The organism is Actinomyces sp. zg328 (assembly GCF_009829635.1).
GTDB classification, from domain to species: Bacteria; Actinomycetota; Actinomycetes; order Actinomycetales; family Actinomycetaceae; genus Actinomyces; species Actinomyces marmotae.
This window is the reverse complement of the sequence record NZ_VWPE01000024.1, coordinates 1-25,483: the sequence shown is the minus strand read 5'-3', so window position 1 is coordinate 25,483 and position 25,483 is coordinate 1. Positions and strand designations below refer to the sequence as shown.

At 72.5% G+C, this 25,483-nt stretch carries 20 protein-coding genes, 1 tRNA gene and 1 pseudogene; 5 read left to right on the top strand and 17 right to left on the bottom strand.

What is annotated here, in order from left to right; genetic code table 11:
* The 7 genes from GVV75_RS09105 to GVV75_RS09075 form a co-directional block, all read right to left on the bottom strand.
* Positions 1–302, bottom strand: a 302-nt coding sequence (locus tag GVV75_RS09105; RefSeq protein WP_201288749.1) for a hypothetical protein, incomplete at its 3' end; no start/stop codon positions are given.
* Positions 299–1,798 (bottom strand): ATP/GTP-binding protein, encoded by a 1,500-nt coding sequence (locus GVV75_RS09100; protein WP_235905723.1) that lies wholly within the window; start codon positions 1,796–1,798, stop codon positions 299–301. The genes GVV75_RS09105 and GVV75_RS09100, both read right to left, overlap by 4 nt.
* A complete protein-coding gene (locus tag GVV75_RS09095) occupies positions 1,795–3,315 on the bottom strand; it encodes an SCO6880 family protein (RefSeq protein ID WP_159524653.1) in 1,521 nt (506 codons plus the stop codon). Before GVV75_RS09095 ends, GVV75_RS09100 begins: the two co-directional genes overlap by 4 nt.
* 3 nt (positions 3,316–3,318) lie before the next feature.
* Complete coding sequence (locus GVV75_RS09090; RefSeq protein ID WP_159524652.1) at positions 3,319–4,629, bottom strand: hypothetical protein; 1,311 nt, start codon at positions 4,627–4,629, stop codon at positions 3,319–3,321.
* 120 nt (positions 4,630–4,749) lie between these two features.
* Positions 4,750–5,112: a hypothetical protein gene (locus GVV75_RS09085; RefSeq protein WP_159524651.1), complete on the bottom strand. Its 363-nt coding sequence runs from the start codon at positions 5,110–5,112 to the stop codon at positions 4,750–4,752.
* A 437-nt stretch (positions 5,113–5,549) separates the two neighbouring features.
* Complete coding sequence (locus tag GVV75_RS09080) at positions 5,550–5,861, bottom strand: hypothetical protein (protein ID WP_159524650.1); 312 nt, start codon at positions 5,859–5,861, stop codon at positions 5,550–5,552.
* A complete protein-coding gene (locus tag GVV75_RS09075) occupies positions 5,861–6,463 on the bottom strand; it encodes a DUF6668 family protein (protein WP_159718630.1) in 603 nt (200 codons plus the stop codon). The genes GVV75_RS09080 and GVV75_RS09075 overlap by 1 nt, the downstream gene beginning before the upstream one ends.
* A gap of 145 nt (positions 6,464–6,608) precedes the next feature.
* On the opposite strand from GVV75_RS09075, the gene GVV75_RS09070 reads away from it, so the two are divergent.
* Positions 6,609–7,298: a hypothetical protein gene (locus tag GVV75_RS09070; protein ID WP_159524441.1), complete on the top strand. Its 690-nt coding sequence runs from the start codon at positions 6,609–6,611 to the stop codon at positions 7,296–7,298.
* Positions 7,299–7,351: 53 nt separating this feature from the next.
* On the opposite strand, the gene GVV75_RS09065 is transcribed toward GVV75_RS09070, so the two are convergent.
* The 6 genes and pseudogenes from GVV75_RS09065 to GVV75_RS09045 form a co-directional block, all read right to left on the bottom strand.
* Positions 7,352–8,119, bottom strand: coding sequence for a hypothetical protein (locus tag GVV75_RS09065; RefSeq protein WP_159524442.1), 768 nt, complete (start codon positions 8,117–8,119; stop codon positions 7,352–7,354).
* 443 nt (positions 8,120–8,562) lie between these two features.
* Positions 8,563–9,042 carry a hypothetical protein gene (locus tag GVV75_RS10375; RefSeq protein WP_235905660.1) on the bottom strand — a complete coding sequence of 160 codons (480 nt, stop codon included), beginning with the start codon at positions 9,040–9,042 and terminating at the stop codon, positions 8,563–8,565.
* 513 nt (positions 9,043–9,555) lie between these two features.
* Positions 9,556–9,621, bottom strand: a pseudogene (locus GVV75_RS10545) (hypothetical protein); the annotation flags it as partial.
* A gap of 838 nt (positions 9,622–10,459) precedes the next feature.
* Entirely contained in the window at positions 10,460–10,834 is a 375-nt protein-coding gene (locus GVV75_RS10540; RefSeq protein WP_159524444.1) for a helix-turn-helix domain-containing protein, read from the bottom strand.
* A 360-nt stretch (positions 10,835–11,194) separates the two neighbouring features.
* Positions 11,195–11,268, bottom strand: a tRNA-Met gene (locus GVV75_RS09050).
* 118 nt (positions 11,269–11,386) lie between these two features.
* Positions 11,387–14,806 (bottom strand): UPF0182 family membrane protein, encoded by a 3,420-nt coding sequence (locus GVV75_RS09045; RefSeq protein ID WP_159814410.1) that lies wholly within the window; start codon positions 14,804–14,806, stop codon positions 11,387–11,389.
* Positions 14,807–14,972: 166 nt separating this feature from the next.
* Here GVV75_RS09045 and GVV75_RS09040 point away from each other — a divergent pair, with 166 nt between their 5' ends.
* A complete protein-coding gene (locus GVV75_RS09040; protein WP_159814408.1) occupies positions 14,973–15,581 on the top strand; it encodes a PPA1309 family protein in 609 nt (202 codons plus the stop codon).
* A gap of 29 nt (positions 15,582–15,610) precedes the next feature.
* Here GVV75_RS09040 and GVV75_RS09035 read toward each other — a convergent pair whose 3' ends face one another.
* Positions 15,611–17,107 (bottom strand): zinc-dependent metalloprotease, encoded by a 1,497-nt coding sequence (locus GVV75_RS09035; RefSeq protein ID WP_159814406.1) that lies wholly within the window; start codon positions 17,105–17,107, stop codon positions 15,611–15,613.
* A gap of 190 nt (positions 17,108–17,297) precedes the next feature.
* Here GVV75_RS09035 and GVV75_RS09030 point away from each other — a divergent pair, with 190 nt between their 5' ends.
* The gene (locus GVV75_RS09030; RefSeq protein WP_442858390.1) at positions 17,298–18,515 is read left to right on the top strand and encodes a YlbL family protein; all 1,218 of its coding nucleotides are present in this window, start codon (positions 17,298–17,300) and stop codon (positions 18,513–18,515) included.
* Positions 18,516–18,608: 93 nt separating this feature from the next.
* Here GVV75_RS09030 and GVV75_RS09025 read toward each other — a convergent pair whose 3' ends face one another.
* On the bottom strand, positions 18,609–20,153 hold the full coding sequence (locus tag GVV75_RS09025; protein WP_159524449.1) for a rhamnulokinase: 1,545 nt from the start codon (positions 20,151–20,153) through the stop codon (positions 18,609–18,611).
* A 293-nt stretch (positions 20,154–20,446) separates the two neighbouring features.
* Here GVV75_RS09025 and GVV75_RS09020 point away from each other — a divergent pair, with 293 nt between their 5' ends.
* Positions 20,447–21,394, top strand: coding sequence for a thiamine biosynthesis protein ThiF (locus GVV75_RS09020; protein WP_159814402.1), 948 nt, complete (start codon positions 20,447–20,449; stop codon positions 21,392–21,394).
* Positions 21,395–21,402: 8 nt separating this feature from the next.
* Here the strand turns inward: GVV75_RS09020 and GVV75_RS09015 are convergent, their stop codons facing one another.
* Together GVV75_RS09015 and nudC are read right to left on the bottom strand one after the other, a co-directional pair.
* Positions 21,403–23,517, bottom strand: coding sequence for an ATP-dependent helicase (locus GVV75_RS09015; RefSeq protein ID WP_159814400.1), 2,115 nt, complete (start codon positions 23,515–23,517; stop codon positions 21,403–21,405).
* A 64-nt stretch (positions 23,518–23,581) separates the two neighbouring features.
* Positions 23,582–24,706: an NAD(+) diphosphatase gene (nudC, locus tag GVV75_RS09010; RefSeq protein ID WP_159814412.1), complete on the bottom strand. Its 1,125-nt coding sequence runs from the start codon at positions 24,704–24,706 to the stop codon at positions 23,582–23,584.
* A gap of 267 nt (positions 24,707–24,973) precedes the next feature.
* Here nudC and GVV75_RS09005 point away from each other — a divergent pair.
* Positions 24,974–25,483: aminotransferase class V-fold PLP-dependent enzyme (locus GVV75_RS09005; RefSeq protein WP_159814398.1), on the top strand; the 510-nt coding region annotated here is incomplete at its 3' end.

Below are 25,483 nucleotides of genomic sequence, written 5' to 3'. Positions count from 1 at the left end.
CCGGGGCGGCCCCCGGCGCGCCGGCCCATCACCGCGCCCACCAGCGCTCCCGCCGCGGCGATCGCGCCGGCCCAGGCCCACAGCCCCGCCCCGCCGGCCCGGCCAGTCAACAAGGCGATGACCATCGTGATCGGATTGGCGGGCAGGGAAGGGCTCTGCCCCGCGGCCCATGCGCGGGCGCGCTCACCCAGTTGCAGACACACCCAGGCGGGCAACCCCGCCAACAGGGCCCACGCCATGGCCCGGGCCTGGCCGTCCCAGGAGGCGGTGCGATCACTGATGGCGCGTACGAGCCTGATCACCGCACCCTCCCCCGGTTGACGCCCCACCGCCTGGAGGTGTCGGACAGGACCTCCTCATCGGGGGCGAAGCGCACCTGGAAAGCCAGTCCCGGAGCCCCGGAGGTCTTGAGCATCATCTTGCCCAGGCCCGGCAGGGGCCCAGGGGCCTTGGCCCACCGGTCCCACGCGGCCGAGGCGTTCCACGACATCAAGGTGGCAATCTCCTCGTCATTGAAGGCCTTCACCCCGCGCAGGGCGTCGATCTCACGGTCGGAGATCGCCCCCAGGTAGAGCATGTTCGCCTTCTCGGCGAAGGTCCTGGCCTGGGCGCGGTCCCGCTCGGAGGCCAGAGCGGTGAAGTCGGTTAGGGAGTGGGTGATCATCATCTGGCCGCACCCCACGGTGCGGTTGAGGCGGGTCAGGGAGTTGATCCTGTCGACCATCCCCGAGGAGGTGCCCAGGATGCGCCACAGCTCGTCCATGACCAAGTTGTAGCTGCGCCGTGCCAGCAGCCCGGCGTCGGCCAGGGACTGCGACAGCGCGATGGTGGCGAACCCGTAGCTCCAGGTCGACAGCAGCACGGCGGCCTGGAGGTCCTTGTTGGCCTGCTCCAGGGCGGAGACGTCGAACACCACCGAGCGGTCGATGCGCATAGGGGTGGTGGTTGGCGCCGAAAAGATCGAGCCCATGCGGCCGCGCAGCAGGGCCATCAGGGCGATTTCCAGGTCTTCTGTGCGCTCCTGGTAGCGGCTCCGCGAGCCGCGGGCCATGGCGACCTCCATCACCGAGGCCGGGGCGTTGCGAATGATGCCCAGCAGGTCGCCCAGGGTGGCCTGGCCCCGGGAGGAGTCGATGTCCATGACTCTCAGGGCCTCGTCGACGACGAGCTCCTCAAGGTTGGTCGGCGCGGAGCCGCGGCTGATCTGGATCAGGGAGAAGAGCATGGTCTTGCGCCGCTCGTGGGCCTGGTACAGGACATCGGCGGCGGCCTGGTCCAAGCCGGCGGCCCGCAGGCGCGCAGCAGCGTCCCCGACGTTGCCGGCGTCCAGGGGGTTGATGCCCTCCCCGTCGCGGCCGATCTCGATGACCTGCCCGCCCAGGGCCCGGACGAGGTCGACGTAGTCGGGCTTGATGTCCCCCAGCACCATCGTGTGGGTCCCCGAGTAGGCGTGGTACGTCATCACCCGGCGCACCAGGGAGGACTTGCCGTAGCCGTTCAGGCCCAGCACCAGCGCCGACGGGGAGGTGATCAGCCCCTGCTTGAACCACGTGATGTGGTCCCCGCACACCATGCCCGACCCTCCGATCATCGCGCCCAGCGGGGCGCCGATCATCGGGGCCTCGGCCGACTGGCTCAACGGCCACAGGCCGCACACCTGCTGGGTCGTCCCCCTCCACAGGCGCACGGGCGGCACACCCGGGCCCTGCCCCGAGCCCCGACCGGTGTAGACAGACTCGCGCCCGGCGGCGCGCCGGCGCCCGCAGGCTCTCTCGACCAGGGCCGATGCCAGGCTCATCGCGCCCACCTGCCCACCAGGCTCTGACGGCTCGGGGAGACCCCCAGGGGCAGGCCCAGGGCGAAGGCGGACTCCTGGGCGCCGTAGGCGGGTCGGACCAGCAGGTGGGAGGAGGCCGCCATGGACTCCACGATCGCGGCGGTGGACTCCAGGGCCCGCGCGGAGTCGGCCTGGGTGGACGTCACCGTCAGCACCGCCCCGAAATCGACCAGCGCAGCGCCGGAGGCTTCCTCCTCGGTGGCCTTCTGCGCCTGGGAAGCCTCCCTCCTCAGGCGCGCCGAGGGCCGCTTGGATGTCGCCAGACGGTTATCGGCTTGGTCGGCGTCGCGCTCAACCACCCCCGGGGCCTTGGACGCCGGCATGGGGCGGTACAGCATCGTGAAACGCTTGCGCTCGACGTCCGGGCTCGGCTCCAGGATCCGCTCCAGGACAGTGTCGCGCACCCGCCCGGCCGGGGCCTGGCTCATCAGCCAGACCTTCGAGGTCGCGGAGTCATGGTGGTAGGCGTCTCTGACGGCCTCATGGGACACCGGCCCGGCCTCGTGCCAGCCCAGGTCCACCGCCAGGCCCTGGGCGGCCGCTTCCTCGAAGAGGATCTCGCTGCGCGGGTCGTAGGCCACGCGCGCCATGCGGATGACCTCCTCGGCGCGCGCCAGGTGGACCGCGCCACCGCCGTGGGCCGCCAGGGTCTGGGTGATCGCCGGGGCCTTGGACGCCAGCTCGCGCACCGCCTGGGCGTGGCGGGCCCGGCGGGTGGAGGCCTGGGAGATCTGCCTGGTGTCGAATGAGACGGTCACCCAGGTGCGCACCTGCACGGCGGACTCGCGCGTGGAGTCCACCACGTCCATCACGATCCGCTCGGCCAGGGGCGTGGAGTCGGCGCTGACGTCGTCGGCCATCTCGCGCCGCAAGCGCCGCCCGGTGTCCGGACTGGTCTCCACCGTCACGGAGGCGTCGGTCACCCCCAACTGGCGTGACAGGCCGGCAAGCCAGGCACCCCACAGGCCCACCAGGGAGTTGATGTGCTCCTGGTGGGTCTGGTTGCGCCCATAGGGGGAGACCTCCATCACCAGGGTCACGCGCCCGTCCTGGTGACTGACCAGGGCGAAGGGCCGCTCCAGGGCGTCGGTGTGCTCGGTCAGCCCGGCCGAGGCGAGGATGCCGGGCAGGCGGAAGGCCCGCCCCAGGCGCCCGTCGACCCCCAGTGGGCCGGATCGGTAGACGTTGGCGCCCCTGCGGCGCGCCCTCCTGAACGCGCTCATCTCGCGCCTCCTGTCGTAGAAGTTCGTGCCGTGCTGATCCCTGATCAGGGACACCGCGCCGAGTGCGGCGCACAGCGCCACCATGAAGAATGCCCACACAAGGCCCGCGGCCATCTCGATGATGACCGCGCCGGCGCCCACGGCGAACACGGCGGCAGTCTGGGCCGTCGACAGGCGCCCGATGCCGAAGCTCTTGGGGACGCGCCACCCCGAGTAGTAGCGCACGACCTGCTCCTGCTGGCTCGTCGAACTCATGGGTCACCGCCTCCCCTGCCCGGAGACATCGACGGCCCCATTGGCCGCCGCCCCCTGGTCGGTCGCCGAGTGAGCCACGCCCTGAGCGCCCCTGACGCCTGCGGAGGCGGCCTTGACCCCCACCACGGCCGCCACGCCCACGGGCCCGGCCGCAGCGCCGGAACCCGCTGCGGCTCCTCCACCGGCCGCCCCGGAACCCGCTGCGGCTCCTCCACCGGCCGCCCCGGAACCCGCTGCGGCTCCTCCACCGGCCGCCCCGGAACCCGCTGCGGCTCCTCCACTGGCCGCCCCGGCCCCGGCCGCCGGCGGTGTGGGTGCCGGGGCCTGGGAGGGCCGTCCGGCCACCGGGGCGGAGTCCACCGCGCCATCGGCACCAGCACTACCGGCCCCGCCGCTACGCCCGGCGGGCCCGGTAGCGCCGCGGGCCCACGCGCCCATCTGCCTGGTCGCCACGGCCCCATTGGCCACCAGGGCCGCGGCGCCGGCCGCCCCGGAACCGCCGCCGCCACCGCCCACGCCGGCCGCCACCGGGGTCAGGAAGCCCACCAGCGACGGCAGGGCCAGGGCCGCCAGAATCATCATGATGACGCCCAGGATGAACTGGGTGAACTCGTCATCACTGCCGGTGCCCGCCACCAGGCGGATCGCGATGGCGTAAATGGTGGCGGCCACCGGCTTGAACGCCAGGAAGGCGATCAGCCAGCTGACGAACTTGTTGAGCCACTGCCTGCCCCAGTTGGTCATGGCGGCCGAGGCGACCACCGGCAGGAAGGCCACCAGCAGCACCAGCATCGCCGAGCGCCCGTAGATCATCATGGTCTGCACCAGGTTGGCCAGCAGGCCCAGCAGCCCGGCGACCAGGATCACCATGATCCCCGTCCCGCCGGCCGTCACGGTGCTGGCGTCCAGGATCTTGGAGGCGAACGTGGCGGCATCGGCCTCGGACCCGACGGCCTCAGAGACGATCCACTTGGAGTACCCGTCGCACACCTCGACGGCCAGATTGACGAACACCGCGCCGGCCCCCGAGATGATCACCATCTTGAGCCAGCCGGCCACGAGCTCGCGCACCGTGCTGAAGTCTGGCGACCACATCATCTTGATCCCCATGGTGATCAGGCAGCCGGTGAAGATCGCGATCTGGAGCCACACCAGGCGCGGGCCGATGAAGTCGACGATCGTCTGCCCGCCGCCCATCGACGCCGACCCGGCCGGCTTCAGGTTCGGGGTGGACACGTTCACCCACATGGTGCCCACACTCGTCAGCGTCTTGCCGATCGCGGTGAGCACCTCCTGGGCGGCGTGGACCAGCACATTCTCCGTTGCTTTTGTCGCCGCTTCGCCAGCCTTGCACGTCAGCTCCCAGAAATGGCACGACATGATCCCCGGTCCCCTCTCATTGTCATCGCTCGCCGATCCCCGCCCGGGGCGCGCTCACTGCCACGGGCTCATGCCTGCGGCCTCCAGGGAGGTGATGGCTTCCTCGCCCCAGGCCTCGTTGTTGGGCACCCGCACCCTCCAGTCGCCCTCGGACCAGACCATGGTCAGCGGCCAGGACACCAGGCGGGAGTCGCCCGCCTGGACGACGGCCAGGGTGACCACGACCTCGTCGGGCGAGCGCAGAGTCGCCTTGTAGCCCCTGATCTGCAGGGGCGCGCCGATCTCGCCTCCCCACGTCTGGGAGATCTTGGCGGCCAGGCGGTTCCTGTCGGGGCCGGCCTCCATGCGGTCGTGAACCATGTCGAGCAACTGCTGCTTGGAGGAGAACCAGGTCATGAAGCCGCCCGCGCTCAGCACCGCCCCCCTGGGGGAGTGCGCGTAGCACGAAGACACCCCCAGCGGGGAGGTCGCGCCCGGCCCGACCCCGTCCAAGAACGGGACCTTCAACCCCCTGCCCGCAGTGGTCGTCCCCGCGCCCAAGGCGCCAGTGGGCACCGACAGATCGCCCGGCACCAACCCACAAACCGACTCCGCCCCGGCGCTCGCCGATGGCGCGGCCACCTCCCCACCGACGGGGGCTAGTGGCTCCTGGCTCGCCTGACTGGTTGCGGGAGGATCCTGGGTGGCGCCCGTCCCACTGGGATCACCGCCCGAGCCGGTCAGGGCCACCCAGGTTCCTCCCGCGACCGCTAGGGCCAGAACGGCCGCCGCTCCGGCGAATCTCTTGGTATGCGTCCCGGCCCAGCGTCCATCGGTGTTCCTGGTCTCATCCACTGCTTCCATGTCCGATCCCATCAGAACTTAGCCAGGGCGCTGGCGGCGCCCACGACCGCGGCGCCGACGAAGACGTAGATCAGAATTTCGGCAGCCCGCTGAAGGCCGTCACCGCCCCGGCCCATGCCCAGGAACATGATCGAGATCCCGCCGATGATGAACGCGGCCACTGCCACCGACCCGGCGATCCACATCAAATAGCCCAGGATCAAGTCGACTTTCGCGCCGACTCCCGGCGGAGTGCTGACAACGGGGTCCATCGGGGCCAAGCCAGCCTGGATCTCGCCGGCGCGGGCCAGGAGGTACCCGCCCGTGGCGTTGAGAATGCTCATCAGTGTTCTCCGTTCTTCTCGTGCTCCGTGAGCGGCGCCAGGGCGCGCGCTACGGCCTTGGGCACGGGGCCGGTTCCCGGCCCGCCCGCCCGCCAGGCGCCCACCCAGGGCACCCGGAAGCTCTCAGGGAAGGCCCCCGTCACCAGCGACAGCCTCGACCGCAGCGCCCTGGGCAGGCGCCCGGGGGCGTCGGCCATCCACGCCACGCCCACCAGGTCCGCGTCGATGTCGCCGCGGGCCCACTGCATGGCCGCCCGCTGGGCGGCCTCGATGCCGCGCACGCTGGTGCGCGCCGCGATCAGGACCCGGGCCCGCCCCCCGCCGAGGAGGGGCCAGGCCCCTCCTCCATCGACGGCGCCCAGGAGCGCAGCCAGGGTCGAGGCCCCGGCGCCGCCGTGCGCGCCGACCACCACCAGGTGCCCGTCCCCCGCCCCGGCCGGCGCGGGGGCGCACGGCAGGCCGGGGGCCTCGGGCACCTCGGCGCCCGGCACCCACACCGCCAGCGGCCGGGACTCCGGCCTGCGGCGGCGCTCCCGTCCGGCGGCTGGGCCGGGCGCGGATCGGGGCAGGTACGGGTTGATCGCGCTCACGGGCTGCGCCACAGACGACCTCCTCGACTCGATTCCTGCCCGAGCCGTGCCCGGTGTGAGCACGCCAGCCCCCCACCTGCCCCGATCCGCGCTCGGGGCCGGTAGCCTGCATCCATAGGACCGATCAGCGACCACTGGAACAAGGGGAGGAGCGCCCATGGCAGCGCGCGCCCAGATCGACCACGAGTGGATGGCCAGGGGCGCCACTCCTCCCGACAACCCCCCGGTCGTCGGCCTGGAGGCCACCAGCCGGGCCCAGGCCCCCCAGGCGCTGCGCCGTCTGCGCACCGAGACCCCCCGCAGCGAGTTCGCCATGATCATGGCCTCTCCCGCCTGGCGCATTCCGGAGGGCGCCGAGGTCTACTGCTACCGCCTGCACGCCCAGGTCATCACCGACGAAGCCCCCGTGGGCCCGACCACCGACCTCGACGCCCTCGATGCCGCCCAGGCCGCCCAGGCCATCGCCGCGCTGAGCGACCCCGGCCTCATCATCATCGGCGACCACCCCGGCACCCGGCCCGCCGCCATCGAACTCGACATGTGCCTGGCGCGCCCCCAGTGGTGCTCGCGCCCGGCCGGGGTGGGCCCCGACGGGCCCACCGACCGCCTCATCCCCCTCGCCGCCCCCTGGATCACCACCTACCAGGAGGCCCTCGACTACTACATCGACGAACTCGCCATCCCCATGGGCGAGCCCCGGTGGGAGGACGACGAGGAGCCGGACATCACCATCTGGCGCTGCCTGGCAGCCCAGGCCCGCACCGCGCTGATCGACGAGGACGCCCACATCGACCCCGCCGACCTAGCCCGCGCCCTTGCCCGCGAGATCACTGCCATCACCACCTGACCAGGCGCTATTGGTCCCACCGCGCCACCAACCATAATGTGAACCGCGACACATCATGTGGTGAGAGCGGGAACGCCACTATCTCGCACCAGGTCCGCGACCTCCTGGGCTCTCTCGCGCAACTGGTCGGGGCCCAGGCCCAGCACGGGGGCCTTCGTGCCGCGCCGCGACCCCTTGACCAGGGTCATCATCCTGCGCGCGGCCGCCGGGGAGTAGCCCAGATCGGCTAGGCGCGGGTCCTGGGCCGCGCTGGTGTGCGCGCGCGAGGACGCCGACATGGCCAACTCGGCGACCCGCCGCATGCCCGCCCATGCCAGCGTCTCATCGACCCCGGCAACCACCAGGGCCTCCACCGCCCCGCCCAGCACAGGCCCGATCTCCCCGATTCCCACCAGCGGCGCGTCGCACTCACCTGGCAGGGGATCGGACACGATCGGCATCATCGACGGGTCGAACGACTCCTCCGGGGACGCGGCGTCGCGCCACCGGGACACCTGGTTCTTCGTCGAGGCCGTCCAGTACCCCCAGGGACTGGCCGCCGAGGCGATCGCCTCCTCCGACATGCGCAGCACCTGCCAGGCCCACCCCATCGTGTCCAGGCGCGACTCCTCGCGCCCCAGAGCCGAGAACACCACGCCTCGCTTGACCGCCTGGGCCAGCTGGCGGCCCGTGGCCGCATCCAGGGAGCGGGCCACCACGCCCGTGGCAGGTCCCTCCCACCCCTCGGCCGAGGCTGTCAGGATCGCCGACCGCAGCCCCTCGTCGTCGTCCGTGCCCACGTACGGGCCCCTGGAGCAGAAGTCCGGCAACTCGCGCGCCACCCAGGCCTCCTCGACCTCAGGAACCACCCGCGCCGCGTGCAGCGTGATCAGTGACGCCCCGCGAGAGAGCCTGCCCGATCCCCGCCAATCCCCCGCCGCCGGGGCCGGCCGGTAGCGTCGACGCCGGGCCAGCGCCCCACCAGCCTCCAGGCCCGCCAGAGCCCGCATCACCGACGATCGCGACGCCCCGGTGACCCCCACCATCCACGACGTCGAGCAGATCAGCTCACCGCGCCAATCCGCCAGGCCCGCCAGGCAGCTCACCACGGCCCGCTCCGTGGCGAACAGCCCGCCCAAGCGAGAGGCCCACACCCGCCATGGCACGGCCCCATGACCAACTACCGGCGGCATCACGATCCGATCGCACGCGCTCACGCTCACAAGAACCACTTCTTCCTCAAGGAATCACAGGGAAAACAACGGGACTGCGAAAGGGGTCCGACTCACGGCGACGCCCCGGCTCCGGCGGCGCGCTGGGCGTCTAGGAGCCGGTGGGCCTCCTGGGCCACCTCCAGGCGGCTCGCTCCCGCGCCCAGCGCGGCCCTGGCGCGCTCCAGGGCCGCCGCGAAGCGTGGGTCGGCCTGCCGCCGGTGGTGGCTGGCCAGGGCGTCGGCGCGACGCTGACGGGCGGCCTGGAGCTCATCGTCGGACAACCGCGCGGCCCGCACGGGGGCACCGTCCACGGGAACGTTGCGCTCCAGGCGCGAGGCGACGAGGGACGACATGCGCCCCACCGACTCCGGCAACGGCTGGTCCATGAGGCGGCGCACCTGGGAGGGCGCCCAACCGGCCTCGGAGCGCTCGCGCAACATCCGCACCACTGTGAGCGCCCCGGCCGGATCCATGGCCACCATCGCCTCGGGCAGGAACGCCCCCAGGACCGCCCGGTCAGCCCTGGAGACCTTGACCGCCCGGGCCGGCATCCGGCGAGGCGGCGCAGCCGACGACGCCGGAAGGCCCTCCCCGGGCGCGCCCACCGGACCAGACCCGACCCGACCGTCGACGTCGTCACGCGCGACGACCTCACGCTCAGGTCCGGTCCGGTCTGGTGGGTAGTTCTCTGGAGTGTCACTGTTACAAACAGGTGACACCGGTGTCACTAATGGACTGCCAGTTTTGTCACTATTGGAACCCACAGGTGACGTTTTGTCACTTATGGAACTTCCGCGAGATTCCGCGGTTTTCTCCATTAGTGACACTTTGTCATTGTTGGGACCCGCCGGCTCCACGCCGGGGCCCGGCGGCACCTGCTGCTGGCTGCGGGCGACCTGCCCGACGTTGAGCCGGTAGACGTTGGACGTGCGGTGCTTATGCGGCCCCTTCGCCCGGCAGACAGGGTTGTCCATCGAGCACCACGCCGAGCGCGCGGACTTCTCGATCAGCCCCTCCTCCTCCAAGCGCTTGATCGCCCGGATGATGGTCCGCTCGCTACGGCCCGTCATCCCCGCCAGCGTCCTGATCCCCGGCCACGCCTTGTCCTCGTGGTCAGCCCAGTCCGCCATCAGCATCAGCACCAGCTGCGCCACCGACCCAGCGCTGCTGCACCGCTTGGCCCAGGCCATCGCCTCACCACTCATAACGCTCTCCTGACCAGGTCCACACAAGCAGCCTCGTCCAAGCCCTCGATCCAGGGCCCCCAGTCCACGCGGACCCCCACCGGAGCCTCAGGGCCGGGCACCGACACCCTGACGTGGCGGCCCGACGGCAAGCGGACGCCGAACTCGCACAACCCTCCCCAGGCGTCGACCACGACCGGCCGCCCACCCAGGTCAACGCCCACCAGCCGCGCCAGACCCACCGCCCGCCGACACACCTGCCGGCAGGGCGCCAACCGCTCCAGGTGGCGGTCCCACGCCACTCCTAGGTCACCAGCCAGGCCCTGGGCGGTAGACGTGACCCACCGGCCCGGGTCACTACCCACCCGCCAGGCCACATCACCAGCGCTCATCTGCCAGTCCAGACCCCACCGCACTTCCGTGGCCTGCACGCACGCCACACCCTCCTCCAGGCCCGCATCACCCAGAGAGCCCACCGCGGCGCGCACAGCCTCAGGCAGGACGCCCACACGCTCCCCACCCCGTGGCCCGTCCAGGCACCACCACCCGGAAGCACCCGGCCCGCCGGCCCCACCGCGCGCACGGTCACATCCCGGCACATGGCCCGGGCACCGCCACACAGGCTCCACCATCGTGGAATCCACCCCGCCCGCGAACACCTGAGCCAGGCAGGCCCTCCCGCCCTCACCAGTCCCCGGGCACCGCACCACCGGCCGCGGCCAGTCCCCGACCAGCCACTCAGCAACCGACATCACGCCGCCACCAGACGTCACACCACGCCCCCTCATGAGCCCTCACCCCCAACGCTGGAGGCAGGCGTCGGCGGAGTCGGCGCCCCCGGCCACGACAACATCGCCTGACCAGGAGGAACATCCACAGTCGACGCCGCAGACCCCACAGACGGAGCCGCTTGGGGTGCAAGCATGCGTTCAATCTCTGACTCTGGGAATCGAACGCGGCCAGACGGGAGCCTGACACTTGCGATGAGTCCGTCTCGCGCCCAGCGCCAGAGCTGGGCCCGGCTCAGTCCCGCATCAGGCCAACGGTCAATGACCTGGCGAGCCGAGAGGAGCGCCTCATTGCGTTTGACATCTGAGGATTCATTCACAGAGCAAGGATGCGGCACTTCGATTGGAGTTGCAAGTGCTACTTGAATCATCAGGGTTCATTTGTTACGCTCGTTCCATGCGTTCACAGAGTCTTGGAAGACAAGCCCAAGCGCTCGACGGCTTCGACGCCGCGATCGGCTTCACCGTGCAGCAGCACCTCTTCGCCCTCGGGATGACGAGGGCCAACCTTGGCGAACTCATCGGAGTCCCTGGGCAGAGCGTTTCCAGCCGACTCCGCGGGAAGGTCCGCTGGACCGCAGGCGACCTCGTCATCGCCGCGGAGACGTTCGGCATCGCGATCGAGGATCTCTATCCCACTCGCGCTGCCGACGGCTCGTGGGTGCCCGCCCCGTACGTGCCCGGGCAGCAGAAAGCCCCGGCACCTGCTGGTGCCGGGGCCTCCGGTCTCGTAGCGGGGACAGGATTCGAACCTGCGACCTCCGGGTTATGAGCCCGGCGAGCTACCGAACTGCTCCACCCCGCGTCGGCGAGAAGAACTCTAGCCCGGGCCAGCGCCCGCCTTCAAGCCGCCAGAGCGTGCGCTTCCTCACCAGAAGTCCGGCCGGCCGGGCTCCCCGCCCGGCCGGCCGATCCCGTGGTCCCTACTTGCCGTTCAGCTTCCCCTGGGCGTCGATGGCCCGGGAGATCGCCGCGTCGACGCGCTTCTGCGCATCGCCGTAGGCCGCCCAGTCACCGGCCTTGAGCGCCTTGTCCGCATCGGTCAACGCCGCCTGGGCGTCGGCGAGGGCGGTCTGGAGGTCCGTCGCCGGATCGCCGGTCGAGCCGGCCGCGGAGGCGCTGGGCGCGGGCGCGGCGGGCGCCGTCGTCGCCGGGGAACTCGGAGCGGGGGTCGGCGCGGGGCTGGCCGCCGCTGAGGGATCCGCGGCGGGAGCGCCCGCCCCCGCCCCGCCGGAGTCGATGGGCGCCGTCGAGGTGCCGTTGGCGGCCGCGGTATCGCCATTGACCTCCTCCTGGCCCGTCTTGGCCCCGGAGTCGCCACCGAACACCTGGTCGAGCGCGCCGGACAGGCTGTCCGCGAAGCCCACCTTGTCACCGAAGGACACCAGCACCTTGCGCAGCAGCGGGTACTGCGTGCCCGAGGACGACTGGACGTAAACCGGCTGGACGTACAGCAGGCCGCCTCCCACGGGGAGGGTCAAGAGGTTCCCCTTGATCACCTGGGATCCCTGCTGGGACAGCAGGTTGAGCACCGTGGAGGCCTCGTTGTAGGAGTTGAAGTTGCCCTGGACCTGGCCGGGCCCCGGGATGTTCGAGGACCTGGGCAGCTCAAGGACGCGTATCTTGCCGTAGTTCGGGTTGCGCACCCCCGGCTGGCCGGAGGAGGTCTCGGAGTCCACCGCCATGAAGGCGGTGAGCACCGTGCGCCCCGGGAAGATGAAGACGCTGGACAGGGAGAAGCTCGCCGCGTCCTGGTCGGGCATCTTCAGGCTCAGATAGTAGGGGTCCTGCGGGGAATCACCCTGCTTGCTCGGGTCGGCATCCCGGGTCGGGTCGTCGGGGACCTGCCAGAAGTCGCCGCCGGAGTAGAAGCTGGCGGGATCCTGGACGTGGTACTTCGCCATGATGGAGCGCTGCACCTTGAACAGGTCCTCCGGGTAGCGCATATGCGCCATGAGGTCGGCGCTCATCTGGCTCATCGGCGTCACCGCGCCAGGGAACGCCTTTGACCAGGCCTTGAGGATCGGATCCTCCTGGTCCCACTCGAACAGGCGCACCGAGCCGTCGTAGGCGTCAACGACCGCCTTGACGGAGTTGCGCACGTAGTTCGACTCCTTAGGTGCTCTGACCAGGTCTTTCGAGCCGGTGGCCGCCGTGAGGGACTCGTGCTGGGAGTACGGGTAGTTGTTCGTCGTCGTGTAGCCGTCGAGGATCCACAGGACGCGCTTGGGGGTGGAGGGGTCGTCATCATCATCCACGACGGCCGGATAGGGGTTGCCGTCCAGCGTGAGCCAGGGGGCGACCTTCGCGACGCGCTCGGCGGGATTGCGGTCGTACAGGATCTGGGAGCCCTCCCGGACCTCCTTGGAGAACAGGAGGTTCATCTCCTGGAACTTCACCGCGTACAGCAACCGGTTCCAGTAGTTGGACACGCTGGGGCCGCCGTCGCCGGCGAAGGTCGAGTTCACCTGGCCGTTGGGGGCGGTGTCATCGGGGTAGTCGAGCTCGTGGGGGCTTCCGCCGTCGTCCCCGCCGACAATCGAGTACTTGGGGGAGGACTGGCCGAAGTAGATGCGCGGCTCGTAGGAGCCCAGATCACCCCGGGAGGGGATGCCTCCCTCCCAGAACGCGGGGCTGCCGTCGGAGGCCACCGTGTTGCCGTAGGCGGTGACGACGCCGTAGCCATGGGTGTACACGGTGTGGTCGTTAATCCAGCTCCGCTGGTCCTTCCCGATGCCGTTGAGGTTGAGCTCGCGCACCGCGATAACCGTGTCCCGGCTGCTGCCGTTGATCTGGTAGCGGTCCACGTTCAGGCGGGGCTGGAAGGAGTAGTACTGCTTGTTCTGCTGGACCTGGCGGAAAGTCGGCGAGATCTGGCCGGGGTCGAGCAGGCGGATCGACGCCGTCGACTCCGCGTCCTCCAGCAACTGGCCCGGCTCGGCCGTGGTCTTGGCGTCATAGGCGGTCAGACTGGCGTCCTTCAGGCCGTAGGCGGCCAGCGTGGCCTTGATGTTGCGGCCGATGTACTCCGCCTCCTCGCGCTGCGCGTTGGGCTCGACGACGAAGCGCTGGACGACCGCCGGGTAGCCGGTCCCGATGACCAGGGCCGAGGCCACCATGACGACGACGCCGATGATGGGCAGCCGCCACGAGCTGGAGCGGATCGAGGCGATGAACAGCACCGCGATGACGACGGCGATGGCCGCCAGGATCCCCTGGGCGGGGAGGACCGCGTTGACGTCGGTGTAGGCGGCGCCGTCGAACTTGGAGTTCGAGGAGTGCAGCGAGGTGTAGCGGGTCAGCCAGTAGCGCGCGCCCAGCAGGAGGCTGAGGGCCGCCATGAGGCCGGTCAGGTGGATGCGCGCGGCGCGGGTGAAGTGCTGGGCGCGCGCCACCGCGATCCCGCCGTAGAGGTAGTGGACGGCCACGCTCGCCAGGCCCGCGAAGATGACCACGCGGATGAGGAAGCCGACCACCGTGGTGAGCACCGGCAGGATGAAGACGTAGAAGGAGATGTCCATGCCGAACTGCGGGTCGGTCACCCCGAAGGGCTCAGCGTTGAAGGCCAGGAGGAACTGCTGCCACTTGGGCGCGAGCTCCCAGGCCGCGCCAGCCAGCGCCACGAACGCCGGGATGAGCCAGGCCAGGCGCCGGCGGGAGGGCTCGACGAGCGTGCGGTAGGCCTCTAGATTGCGAGTGGCCTCATCGGTGGGGACCTCGATCTCGCGGGCGCGGTAGGCCGCGACCATCGCACCACCGGTGGCCAGGAACATGATGACGAACCCGACGACGAACAGCGCCCCCGCGCTGGCCCAGTGGGTCCAGAGGATCCGCTGGTAGCCCAGCTGGTTGAACCAGAGGACCTCCGTCCATGAGCGCGAGAGGAAGCCGATGATCGCCGCCGCCCCGGCCAGGATGCCGATCGTCAGGGAGAGCGGTCCCGGGCGCCGTGAGGCGCCGGCGCCCCCGGCGCCTGAGGAGGGGCGCCGCGAGGGGCCGTCACCGCGCCCGCCACTGGATCCCCCAGAGCCGCCGGAGCCGCCGCTTCCACCGCGCGATCCCTCGTCTCCGCCGTCGTCCGACGGGCCGGGGTCATGGGCCTTGAGGGCATCGCCGAGGTGGCGCAGGAAGGCGGCGTCACCCTCGAAGAACATTCCCGAGCGGACGCGGTCCTCCTTGCTGGGCTCGTCCGCGGAGCCCGCCGAGCCCCCGGGCTTCCTCGGCCCCTTCGGTCCCTTAGGCCCCTGAGAGTCCTTGGCGCCCTCGGACGGGGTCCGGGGCGCGCCCTCGGGCCGGTCGGGATCTGGCTGCTCGATGGGGTCGTCGTCGGACCTGTTGCTCACGATCACGCTCCGTCGCTGGTGCCGCGCGGCTCTCGCGCGGGCTGGTCGGCGCTGAGGCGCCCGGGCCCCATGGTCCCATAGGCGCGAGACGGCGATCAAAGCGGGACGCGCCGATCGGCGCCGGGGTGGACGGGGTGACCGGGCAGGAGGGTGCGAGGATAGGCGCATGACGCAGCCGACCTTCCCTGGGGAGAACCCGTCCGTTACTGGGGCCGCGCGCCGCCTCGCGCTCGGCTCGCCGCGCCACGTCGCCCTGGCCGACGCCGTCATGGAGCTCGAGGAGCACATGGCGAAGCGGGGCTGGGACGCCCCCGTGGCGGTCTTCGCGCTGGTGCGTACCTCGGCCGCCCTCCAGGCCGACCCCTCCCTGGCCGACCTCCTGGACCCCGGCGCCGTGGAGGCGGCGAGGGAGAACCCGGAGTCGCTCATGATCGTCGAGCAGGAGGACCTGCCGCCCTCGTCCACGCTGGAGGACCTGCTCACCCAGCTCGCCTGGCCGATGAGCATCGACGGCGTGGCCGTGTCCGCGGAGCGCATCATCCTGCCGGCGGAGGCGGAGGCGGAGGCCGCGGCGATCGAGGACGAGGCCGAGCAGTTGGCCTACCTGGAGAGCCGGCCGGATCGTGAGGAGGTGCGCGTCGTCGTCGGGGCGCTGCGCTCCAATGAGGCGTGGTGCGCGGTGCGCGCCCGCTCCCAGGACTCCCCCGCCATGGTCGCCCAGGGCCCCGACCTGGTGCCGGGCCTGGCGGAGGCCCTGCGGGCCACCTTCATCTGAGCCTCGCCCGGGCGCCGGGGCTCAGCGCCTCAGGCCTCCTCACCGGGGGCGCCGGGCCCGTCCGGGCCGGGGCCCCCGTCCTGCTCCCCGCGCCCGCCCTGGTCGGCCCTGTCCGCCTCACGGGCGGCGTCGGTGTAGCCCAGGGTGCCGTCGAGCAGCGAGGCGAGATCGGCGTCCATCTCGGCGTCCATGTCCTTGTCTGCCCGCCGCATCGTCAGGAAGTCCTCGGGGTGGGCGAGCTCGGAGGCGGTGGGCATGACGTCGGGGTGCTGCCAGAAGGCGTCGCGCTCGGCGTCGCTGGACTCCGCGCCGATGCGCCGCCACAACTCGGCTGCCTCACGGGCGAGCCGGGGGCGGAACTCCAGGCCGATGAGCTGGGCGAAGACCTGCTCAGCGGGACCGCCGGCGGCGCGACGGCGCCGCATCATCTCGGCTAGCGCCATGCCTCGCGGCAGATGCGCGGCGATCGCCCGCTCGGTGACCACCTGCACCCAGCCCTCGATGAGGGCCAGGAGGGTCTCAAGGCGGCCGAGGGCCTCGAGCTGCTCGGGGCTGGACTGCGGGGAGAACATCCCCCCGGCCAGGGCGGCCTGGATCGCCTCGGGGTCATGCGGGTCCGCCTGCGCCACGGCCGCCTCGACGGCGTCGGTGTCGATGGCGATGCCGCGGGCGTAGGCCTCCACGGCGCTCATGACCTGCCCGCGCAGCCAGGGGACATGCGCGTAGAGGCGCGCGGTGGCGGCCTCCCGCACAGCGAAGAACATCCGCACCTCCTCCTCGTCCTCCTCCAAATCGGCAGCGAAGGCGCTGATGTTGGCGGGCAGGAGGGCGGTGCCGGGCTCGCGGGTCAGCGGCAGGCCGACCTCGGTGGAGGCGACGGCCTCCTGCGCGAGCCGCCCGATGGCGTGGCCGAGCTGCATGCCGAAGGCGGCGCCGGCCATGGTGCGCATGATCGCCTCCAGGGCGCCGGCCTGCTTGGAGGCCTCACCCACAACCTCCTCCCCCACAGCCTCGCCCAGGCCCCGCATCTGGTGGGCCAGGGCCTCGGAGAGGGCGCGAGTGGCGGCCTGGGCGACGGGCGCGCAGACGTCCTTCCACACGGGCATGGTCCGAGTGAGCCAGGCCTCGCGGCTCCAGGCCTCGCGCCCACCGGGGGCCGGCATGAACTCGGTCGCGGTGTCCAGCCAGAGATCGGCGACGGTCAGGGCCTGGCGAATAGCCTGGGCCTGCGCGGCCGTGACGGTGGGGTCGCCGCCCTCGCGCGCCCGCTGGAGGGCGAGGTCACGGCCCATGGTCCAGTTGACGGGCTCGGATGAGGAGGCGGCGAACATCTGGGACAGCTGCGCGCGCATCGCCATGGCCTGCCCGGGGCTCATGCGCGCGAGCTCCTCCATCCCGCCCATTGAGGCGAGCCGCTCGGGATCGATGCCGGAGGATCGCAGGGCGGCGACGGCATCGCGCGCGGTCTGCGGCCCGAGGATCGCGGAGAGGAGCTCCTCAAGGGTCTCGAAGGGGTCCTCGCTCATGGGGTTCCTCCCTGGCGGTGGTAACTGGCTGACGTCGGGGCGCTGCCGGGCGGCGGGCGCTGAAAGAACCGCCCGCGGGGCACGGCACGATCGTGCCATGGGCGCCCGCGCGCCGGGTACGCGCTTCGCCCGCAGCGCGATCACGGAACGGGGCGGGGCGGGTGGGCGCGGGGCCGCCCCGTGGGCCATGATGGGGCCCGTGACCGAGCATCCCGACCCGACGCTCCCCGCCTCCGCCTCACCCGCCCAGGAGCCGACCGCCGCGGCTCCGGACGCGGGGGCCGCCCCTGAGGCCGCCGGGGGCCGCCCGCACATCGCTCACCCCTGGCGCTGGCTCCTGGCCGGGGTGGCGCTGGGGGTCCTGGCCTTCATCGCGGCGGCGACGATCCCCGTCCCGAAGGTCATCGAGAGCCCAGGGCGCACCTGGAACGTGCTCGGCACCGTCCAGTCCGAGGGCCAGTCCACCGAACTCATCAGCATCTCCGGCGCCGAGACCTATCACGCGCGGGGCGCGCTGCGGATGACCACGGTGGCGGTCTCCGGCTGCCCGGGCTACCCGGTGACCGCTCTGGACGTCATCCACGCCTGGTTCGACCCCGATGAGGTCGTGCTCGACCGCGACCGGGTCTGCCCCGAGAGCGTCACCGCCGAGCAGCAGCACGAGGTGGAGCAGGCCCAGATGACGAGCTCGCAGGACGCGGCGGTGACCGCCGCGCTCATGGAGACCGGGCTGGCGGACTCTATGGTGCTCACCGTGCGGGGGACCTCCCAGGAGCGGGGCGACGGCGTGTTCAAGGCCGGGGACGTCATCCGCTCGATCACGCCCGCGGGCGGGACGACGACCTCTCCGGCCACCTACGCCCAGCTCCAGGAGCTCATGACGACCATCGCGCCGGGAGCCGAGGTCCAGGTCGTGGTGAGGCGGGACGGGCAGGACGTCAGCCTGACGATGACGACCCTCGCCCCGGGGAAGGGCTCGGGCCGCGAGGGCTCGCTCCTGGGCGTCATGCTCGATGTGCGCGCGAACTCGGATGTCAGCGCGACCTTCTCCCTGTCGGACGTGGGCGGGCCGAGCGCCGGTTCGATGTTCGCCCTCGGCATCGTCGACAAGATCACCCCGGGGGATCTGACCGGCGGCAAGGACATCGCCGGAACGGGGACGATCTCCTCCGATGGCAAGATCGGGCCCATCGGCGGCATCGCCCAGAAGATGGCGGGCGCCTCCGCCGCGGGGTCGCGCTACTTCCTCGCCCCCGCGAGCAACTGCGGGGATGTCCTGGGCCATGAGCCCGAGGGCATGGAGGTCTACGCGGTGTCCAACCTGCATGAGGCCGTGAAGGCCGCCGAGGGCATCGCCGACGACGACACCTCATCCCTCACCACCTGCCAAGCGGTCGCCTCCCGCTGACCACCCCTCGATCGAGACCGGTCGAAAACAGCTCCGAGACCGGGTCCCCGTCCACAGGCGCCCGCCGCTCGCTCCCGCGCGCCGGGCTGTGGTTCACGATTGAGGCTCGGGCTCTCCGAAGACCCGGCGCTCAGCGGCGTCCCAGGCGGCCGCGGCCTCGGGGCTCGGCGCGTACTCCACGATCTCCGAGGAGGCCCGCACCAGGGAGCGCAACCGCGCCAGGTCGCCGTCGATGAGCCCGACGCCGCGGGCCGCGACGGCGATGCTCCCCAGCGCGGCGGCCTCGACGGGCCCCGCCACCACACGCAGGCCGGTGGCGTCCGCGGTCAACTGGCACAGAAGGCGGTTGCGGACTCCCCCGCCGACCATGTGCAGAACACCCACCCGCTTGCCCGACAGCGCCATGGCCTCGCGCACGGCTCTCCGGTAGGCCAGGGCGAGGGACTCGTTGATGCACCGCGCGTACTCGCCGATCGTGCGGGGGCGCGGTTGCCCGGTCGCATGGGCGGCGTCATCGATGCGGGCAGCCATGTCCCCCGGGGCCCGGAAGGAGCCGTCGTCGAGGTCGATGATGGTGCGCAGCGGCTCGCTGGACTCGGCCGCGGCGTCGAGGTCTTCCAGGGAGACGTCGAGCCCCTGGCGCCCCCAGGTGCGCACGGCCTCGTTGAGCGCCCACAGCCCCACGACGTTCTTGAGGTAGCGCACAGTTCCGTCAACGCCGAGCTCGTTGGTGAAGTTGGCGCGCCGGGAGGCCTCGGAGAGCACGGGTCTCTCCAACTCGAGCCCCACATGCGACCAGGTCCCGCAGGACACGTAGGCGAAGTCCTCACCCTGGGCGGGCACGGCAACGACGGCGGAGGCGGTGTCGCGCGAGCCGACGGCGACCACGGGCGTGGGCGCGCCGTCCGGCCCGAAGACCTCAAGGGCATCGCGGCGCACGGGTCCGACGACGGCGCCCGCCTCGATCGTCTCGGGGAGCACCCCCACCAGGTCCAGGCCCAAGTCGGTGCGCAGGCGCTCGACCAGCGGGCGGGACCAACTGCGGGTCCTCACATCCACCAGTCCGGTGGTCGAGGCATTCGTGACCTCGGCGTACATCGATCCGGTGAGCCAGCAGGCGATGAGATCGGGAAGGAGGAGCAGGGTCCGGGAGGGCAGGCCGTTGCCGGGAGAGGGCAGTCCGCCGTCGAGGTCTTCGGCGAGGAGCTGGAAGACGGTGTTGAACTCCTGAACCTGCAGGCCGTTGATGCGGTAGAGTTCTCCAGCGGGGATCGCCGCGAAGAAGCGCTCAGGCATCCCTTTGGTGCGCGGGGAGTTGTAGGCGCTCACCATGCCGGCGGGAACGCCGTTGCCATCGACCAGGCCGTAGTCGACGCTCCAGGCGTCCACGCCGATGGCGGACAGGGGCCCGATGTCGCGCACCGCGGCGAGCAGTCCCTCGCGGATCTCGCTCCACAGGCGCAGGACGTCCCAATAGAGGCGCTCACCGGCGCGGGTGGGCAGGGGGATAGCGCTGTTGGAGAAGCGCCGCGTCTCGGTCAGGGTGATGCGGCCGTCGTCGATGGTGCCGACGATGACCCTTCCGGCGGATGGGCCCAGGTCGATGGCCCCGATGCGGATCGGCGTGCTGCTGCTCATGTCTCCTCCTGCGCTTGGCGCCCCGGGAGGCGTCGGCAGTACGGCCCGCCCGGCGCATCGCTCAAGGTACCCCGATGCCGGCCCCGCCGTCGTAGGACCTGCCCCGCCCCCGGGCCGAGACCGGTCGAAAACAGCATCGAAACCGGTTCTCAGCCTGCGGAGACGGGTGGTTTTCCACAGATTCTCCCGCCCCCCTGGCACGGCGCCGCCTGGGGTGCCAGGCTGATGCTGGCCGCCCCGCCACCGGCTCACCGGTCCCCCGTCCCCATGGCGGCCGTGAGGAGAGCATCGTCATGCGCCTGCGCGGAGCGTCCCCCGTCCTGTGGCGGGGCCCCGGAGAGTGCCAGATCGGAGCCGAGGCGGGCAACGCCATCGTCCTGACGGGGATGAGCGCGGCGGAGCAGCGGCTCATCGACCGCCTCGACGAAGGCATCGACCGGGTCTCGCTGTCCCGCTCAGCGCGCCTGGCCGGCCTGCCCCTGCGTCGCGCCCACGAACTCGTGGGGAGGCTGCGCGAGGCCGGGATGCTGCATGAGGAGCCGTTCCCGGTCGGGGGGCGCGAGGCCGACGACCTCCTGTACTGGGAGCGCCTGCGCTCCCCCGGCGGCGCCTCGGCGCGCGCCCGTCGCCTGGGTGAGGCCCGCTTGGCGGTCCTGGGGCGCTTCGACGACGGGGCGTCGGGGCTGATCGCCCGTGAGGCCACCGCCCTCCTCGCCGAGGCCGGGGTGGGCACGGTCTTGGCCGAGGACCCGGCCCTCGACGCCGCTGTCGCCCAGTCCTTCCCGACGACGGCGCGACGGGCCCCGCTGCGCGCGGTCCCCGACCTCATGCTCACCGTGGAGCCGCATCTCATCGACCCGATCCGGGCGCGGAGCCTGGCGCGGGCCGACGCCCCTCATCTGCCCGTGGTGGTGCGGGAGGTGAGCGTGCGGGTCGGCCCGCTCCTGGAGCCGGGCCGGGCCCTGTGCGCCGCCTGCCTCGATCTGCATGAGCGGGACGCCGACCCGCGGTGGCCGGTGGTGGCCACGCAGGAACGCGGCCTGCCCGCGCCGCGCATCGAGCGGCTTCTGGCGCATCAGGCGTCGGGGCTCGTGGCGAGGACGGTCCTGGAGGCGCTGGCTGATGGGCCGGGGACGTGGGCGGGCCGCAGCCTGGAGATCTCCGGGGCCGAGCCCCTGGGCCTGGAGCGGCAGTGGCTGCCGCATCCGGAGTGCGCCTGCGCGGCGCTGGAATCGGAATAGGCCGGGCCCTAGCCGGTCTGCTCGCGGACGATGGCGAGGATGGCCTCGGAGTAGGCCTCGATCTTGACCGGGCCCACGCCGCGGATGAGGGCGAGCTGCTGTCGGGTGCCCGGTTTGACGACGGCGATGGACCGCAGGGTCGTATCCGCGAAGACCGTGTAGGCCGGCACGGAACGCCCCTTGGCCTCCTCGGCCCGCCAGGCGCGCAAGGCCTCGAACAGGGCGATGGTGGCGGGGTCGTTCTCCTGCTCGAAGAGGGCGGCGGCCTCCTTGGCGCGGGCGCGCGGCGAGGTGCCGCCACTGCCCCGACGGCGCGCCCCGCTTCCCGCGGTGCCGGCGTCGGTGGGCCAGATGCCGTCGAGGAAGCGGGAGTGGCGGCGGGAGGCGCGGCCCCCGGGGTGACGGGCGCGGGCGTAGGAGATAAGGAGGTGCTCGCGGGCGCGGGTGACGCCCACGTAGAGCAGGCGCCGCTCCTCCTCCAGGGCGGCGATCCCCTCGGCCAGGGAGATCGGCAGGAGCCCCTCGCAGGCGCCGATGAGGAGCACCGCGTCCCATTCCAGGCCCTTGGCGGCATGGAGGGAGGACAGGGTGACGCCGTCGACCGTGGGGGCGTTCTGCGCCTCGGCGCGCTCGGTGAGCTCGGCGATGAGGGCGTCGAGGCTGGAGCCGGGGCGGGGGGCGAGCTCGTCCGCGAGGGAGATGATGGCGTTGAGGGAGTCCCAGCGCTCGCGCTGGGCGCCGCGGGCGGCGGGGGGCTGCTCGGCCCAGCCCTCGCGGGCGAGGATCTCCCGGGCGTCGCGGGCGACGTCCCCGGTGAGGGTGGCGGCCTCGGTGCGGGCGGCGCCGCGCAGCAGCACCATGGCGCGCTTGACCTCGTCGCGCTCGAAGAACCGCTCCCCGCCGCGCACGAGGTATCCGATGCCCGCGGAAGCCAGCGCCTGCTCGATGGCCTCGGACTGGGAGTTGGTGCGGTACAGGACGGCGATCTCGGACAGGGGCACTCCGGCAGCGGTGAGCCGCCCCACCTGCTCGACGACGCCCGCGGCCTCGGCGGTGTCATCGTCGTAGGAGTCGAAGCGGACGGCGGGGCCGCTGGGGCGCTGGGCGACGAGCTCGACGGCTCCGGCGGGCAGGCGCAGCGCCCCTGAACCGCGCTGTGAGCGGGCGAGTACCCGGTTGGCCAGGGAGACGACCTGCGGAGTGGAGCGGTAGTCGCGGTTGAGGCGGATGACGCGGGCGCCTTCGTACCGGGAGGCGAAACCGGTGAGGAAGTCCGGGGTGGCGCCGGCGAAGGAGTAGATGGTCTGGGAGACGTCCCCGACGACGCACAGCTGGCGGCGCCGCCCGAGCCACAGGTCCAGCAGGCGCTGCTGGATCGGGGAGACGTCCTGGTACTCGTCAACCACGAAGTGCTTGTACTGGCTCCTCACGCGGGCGGCGATGTCCTCCCGCTCGGCGAGGATGCCGGCGAGGATGAGCAGGACGTCCTCGAAGTCGATGACGCCGCGCTCGCTCTTGGCCTCCTCGTAGAGGTGGAGGACGGAGGCGATGGTGCCGGCGTCGAGCCCGGCGGCGCCGCGCCCGCGCGCGGTGGCGGCCTGGGCGTAGTCCTCGGGGAGGGTGTTGGTGACCTTGGCCCATTCGATCTCCGCGGCGAGGTCCCGGATGAGGGCGCGGTCTGTTCCCAGGCCGAGGCGGGAGGCGGCGACGGCGATGAGGGGTGCCTTGCCGGGCTGGAGGGGGAGGATCTGCCCGCCGACGGCGCTGGGCCAGAAGTAGCGGAGCTGGCTGAGGGCGGCGGAGTGGAAGGTGCGGGCCTGGGCGCCCTCGATGCCCAGCGCGCGCAGGCGGCCGCGCAGCTCGCCCGCGGCCTTCTTGGTGAAGGTGAGGGCGAGGAGCTGGTGGGGGTGGTAGGCGCCGACGGCCACGCCGTGGGCGATGCGGTAGGTGATGGCGCGGGTCTTGCCGGTGCCGGCGCCGGCGAGCACGCACAGGGCGCCCTCCACATGCTCGGCGACGGCGCGCTGATCGGGGTCGAGGGCATCGAGCAGCTGGGCGGGGCTCAGCGGCCGCCCGGCCTGGGTGGGGCCGGGGGCGTCGGGGGTCGGGCTGGGCTTGGTCATCGGGGACAGCCTGCCACGGCCCACTGACGCGTTCCGACGGCGCTTATCGCGATCCGCCCGCCGCTCACGGTCGCCGCGGCGCGCCCTCCTCGGGACGAGCCTCGGCATTCCGCGCGGGCGCCTCGGGCAGCTCCCCGCCGTACCAGTCCTCGATGAGAAGGCGGGCGATGGAGGTGGGTCCGGGAAGGATGACCTCCCCGGCGGACACGGCCTGCGCCAACTCCGAGCGGGACAGAGTGGCGGCGTCAGTGACCTCCTCGCCGTCGGGGCGCGCGGGGCCCTGGCCGGGGGCGAGGCGGGCGCGGTAGCCGAGCATGAGGGAGCGGGGGAAGGGCCAGGGCTGGGTGGCGACGTGCTCGACCGCCTCGACCCGCAGCCCGATCTCCTCGGCGACCTCCCGGGCGACGGCTGCCTCAGCGGACTCCCCCGCCTCGATGAACCCGGCGACGGTGGAGTAGCGCCGGGGCGGCCAGGCGGCGCCGTGGACCAGGACGATGCGGTCGCGCTCGTCGGTGACCGCCATGATGACGGCGGGGTCGGTGCGGGGGAAGGAGATGGCCCCGCAGCCGCCGGGTCGCGGGCAGCGGCGGGCCCAGCCGGCCTCGTGGGGCTCGGTGCGGGCCCCGCAGGCGGCGCAGTGGGGGGCGGAGGCGTGCCAGGCGGCCAGGGCGACGGCGGTGGTGGCGAGCCCGGCGTCGTGGGCGTCGAGGGCGGCGCCGACGGCGCGCAGCGCGGACAGCGGGTTGGCCGCGAGTATCCGCTCGAGGTCGGCGTGGGGCCGCCTGGCGCCCTCGGCGTCCTGGGGCTCGGCGGCTGTGGTGGCGGGAGCGCCGTCGGGAATGATCGCGGCGATCCAGCTGGCGCCCTCGGCCTCCTCCCCCGGCCCGCCCGTTCCCGCCTCGCCCACCGCGCCGCCGCGTGGGGAGCGGCCGAGGTAGATGAGGAGCAGCCCGCTCAGGTCCGCGTCGGTGGCGCGCAGATCGGCCAGGCGCAGGCTCTCCGGCGCGGACTCGAAGGGCGTGAGTCCATCCAGGGGCAGGTCGGGGCGGATGGCGGGGGCCGCGAGCGCCACGCGCCCCCGGGCATCGGCCAGGAGCAGCCGGGTGGCGGGGTCGGCGGCGAGGCGCTTCAGGAGCCCCGGTTCGGCGCGGCGCGCGGAATCCCGGTCGGTCTGACTGCGCGAGAGCATCGGTAGCGCGAGGGAGGCGGGTCGGGCGCGGTGGGCGCGCCGCGTGGTCGGCGCGTCCCGGTCGGTCTCATGAGGCGCGGTGGGGCGGGGCGCGCCGGGTTGGGAGGACATGCGCCCACCATGCGCCTTTCCCCGATCGTCCGCCCAACGGGTCCCAACAGGTGGGGCACCGCGCCCCAGGCCTGGTCGCGGAGTCGGCCGCGCAGCGGCGAGCCGTCCTGAGGGCCTCCAGGACGCCTGAGTCGGGCGATCCTCTAGGGTTCCTCCATGCGGACCTACCTCGATCATGCGGCGACGGCGCCGACGCGCCCCGAGGTTGCCGAGCAGGTGGCGCGGGATATGGCTGAGATGGCTGGCGGGGCGGGCGGCCGGGCGGACGGGGCGCTGGCGAATCCGGCGGCTCTGCATGGCTCGGGCCGGAAGGCGGCGGGGCGCCTGGCCGAGGCGCGGGGCCGGATCGCGGCGGCCCTGGGGGTGGACGCGCACGAGGTGATCCTGACCTCTGGCGGGACGGAGGCCGATGGGCTCGTGGTGGCGGGGCGGGCCTTGGCGGTCCCGGGTGGGGTGCTGGCCGTCTCGGCGGTGGAGCACCCGGCGGTACTGGATTCGGCCAGGACGGCGCGGGCGCGCCTGGGCGCGCGCCTGCGGGTTCTAGGAGTCGACGGCGCGGGGCTGGTGCGGCCGGAGACCGCGGCCGCGGTGGTGCGGGAGGCGCGGGATGCGCGGGAGGCGCCGGATGCGCCGGCGGGCGGGGGCGCGGCCCGCCCCGAGGGCGGG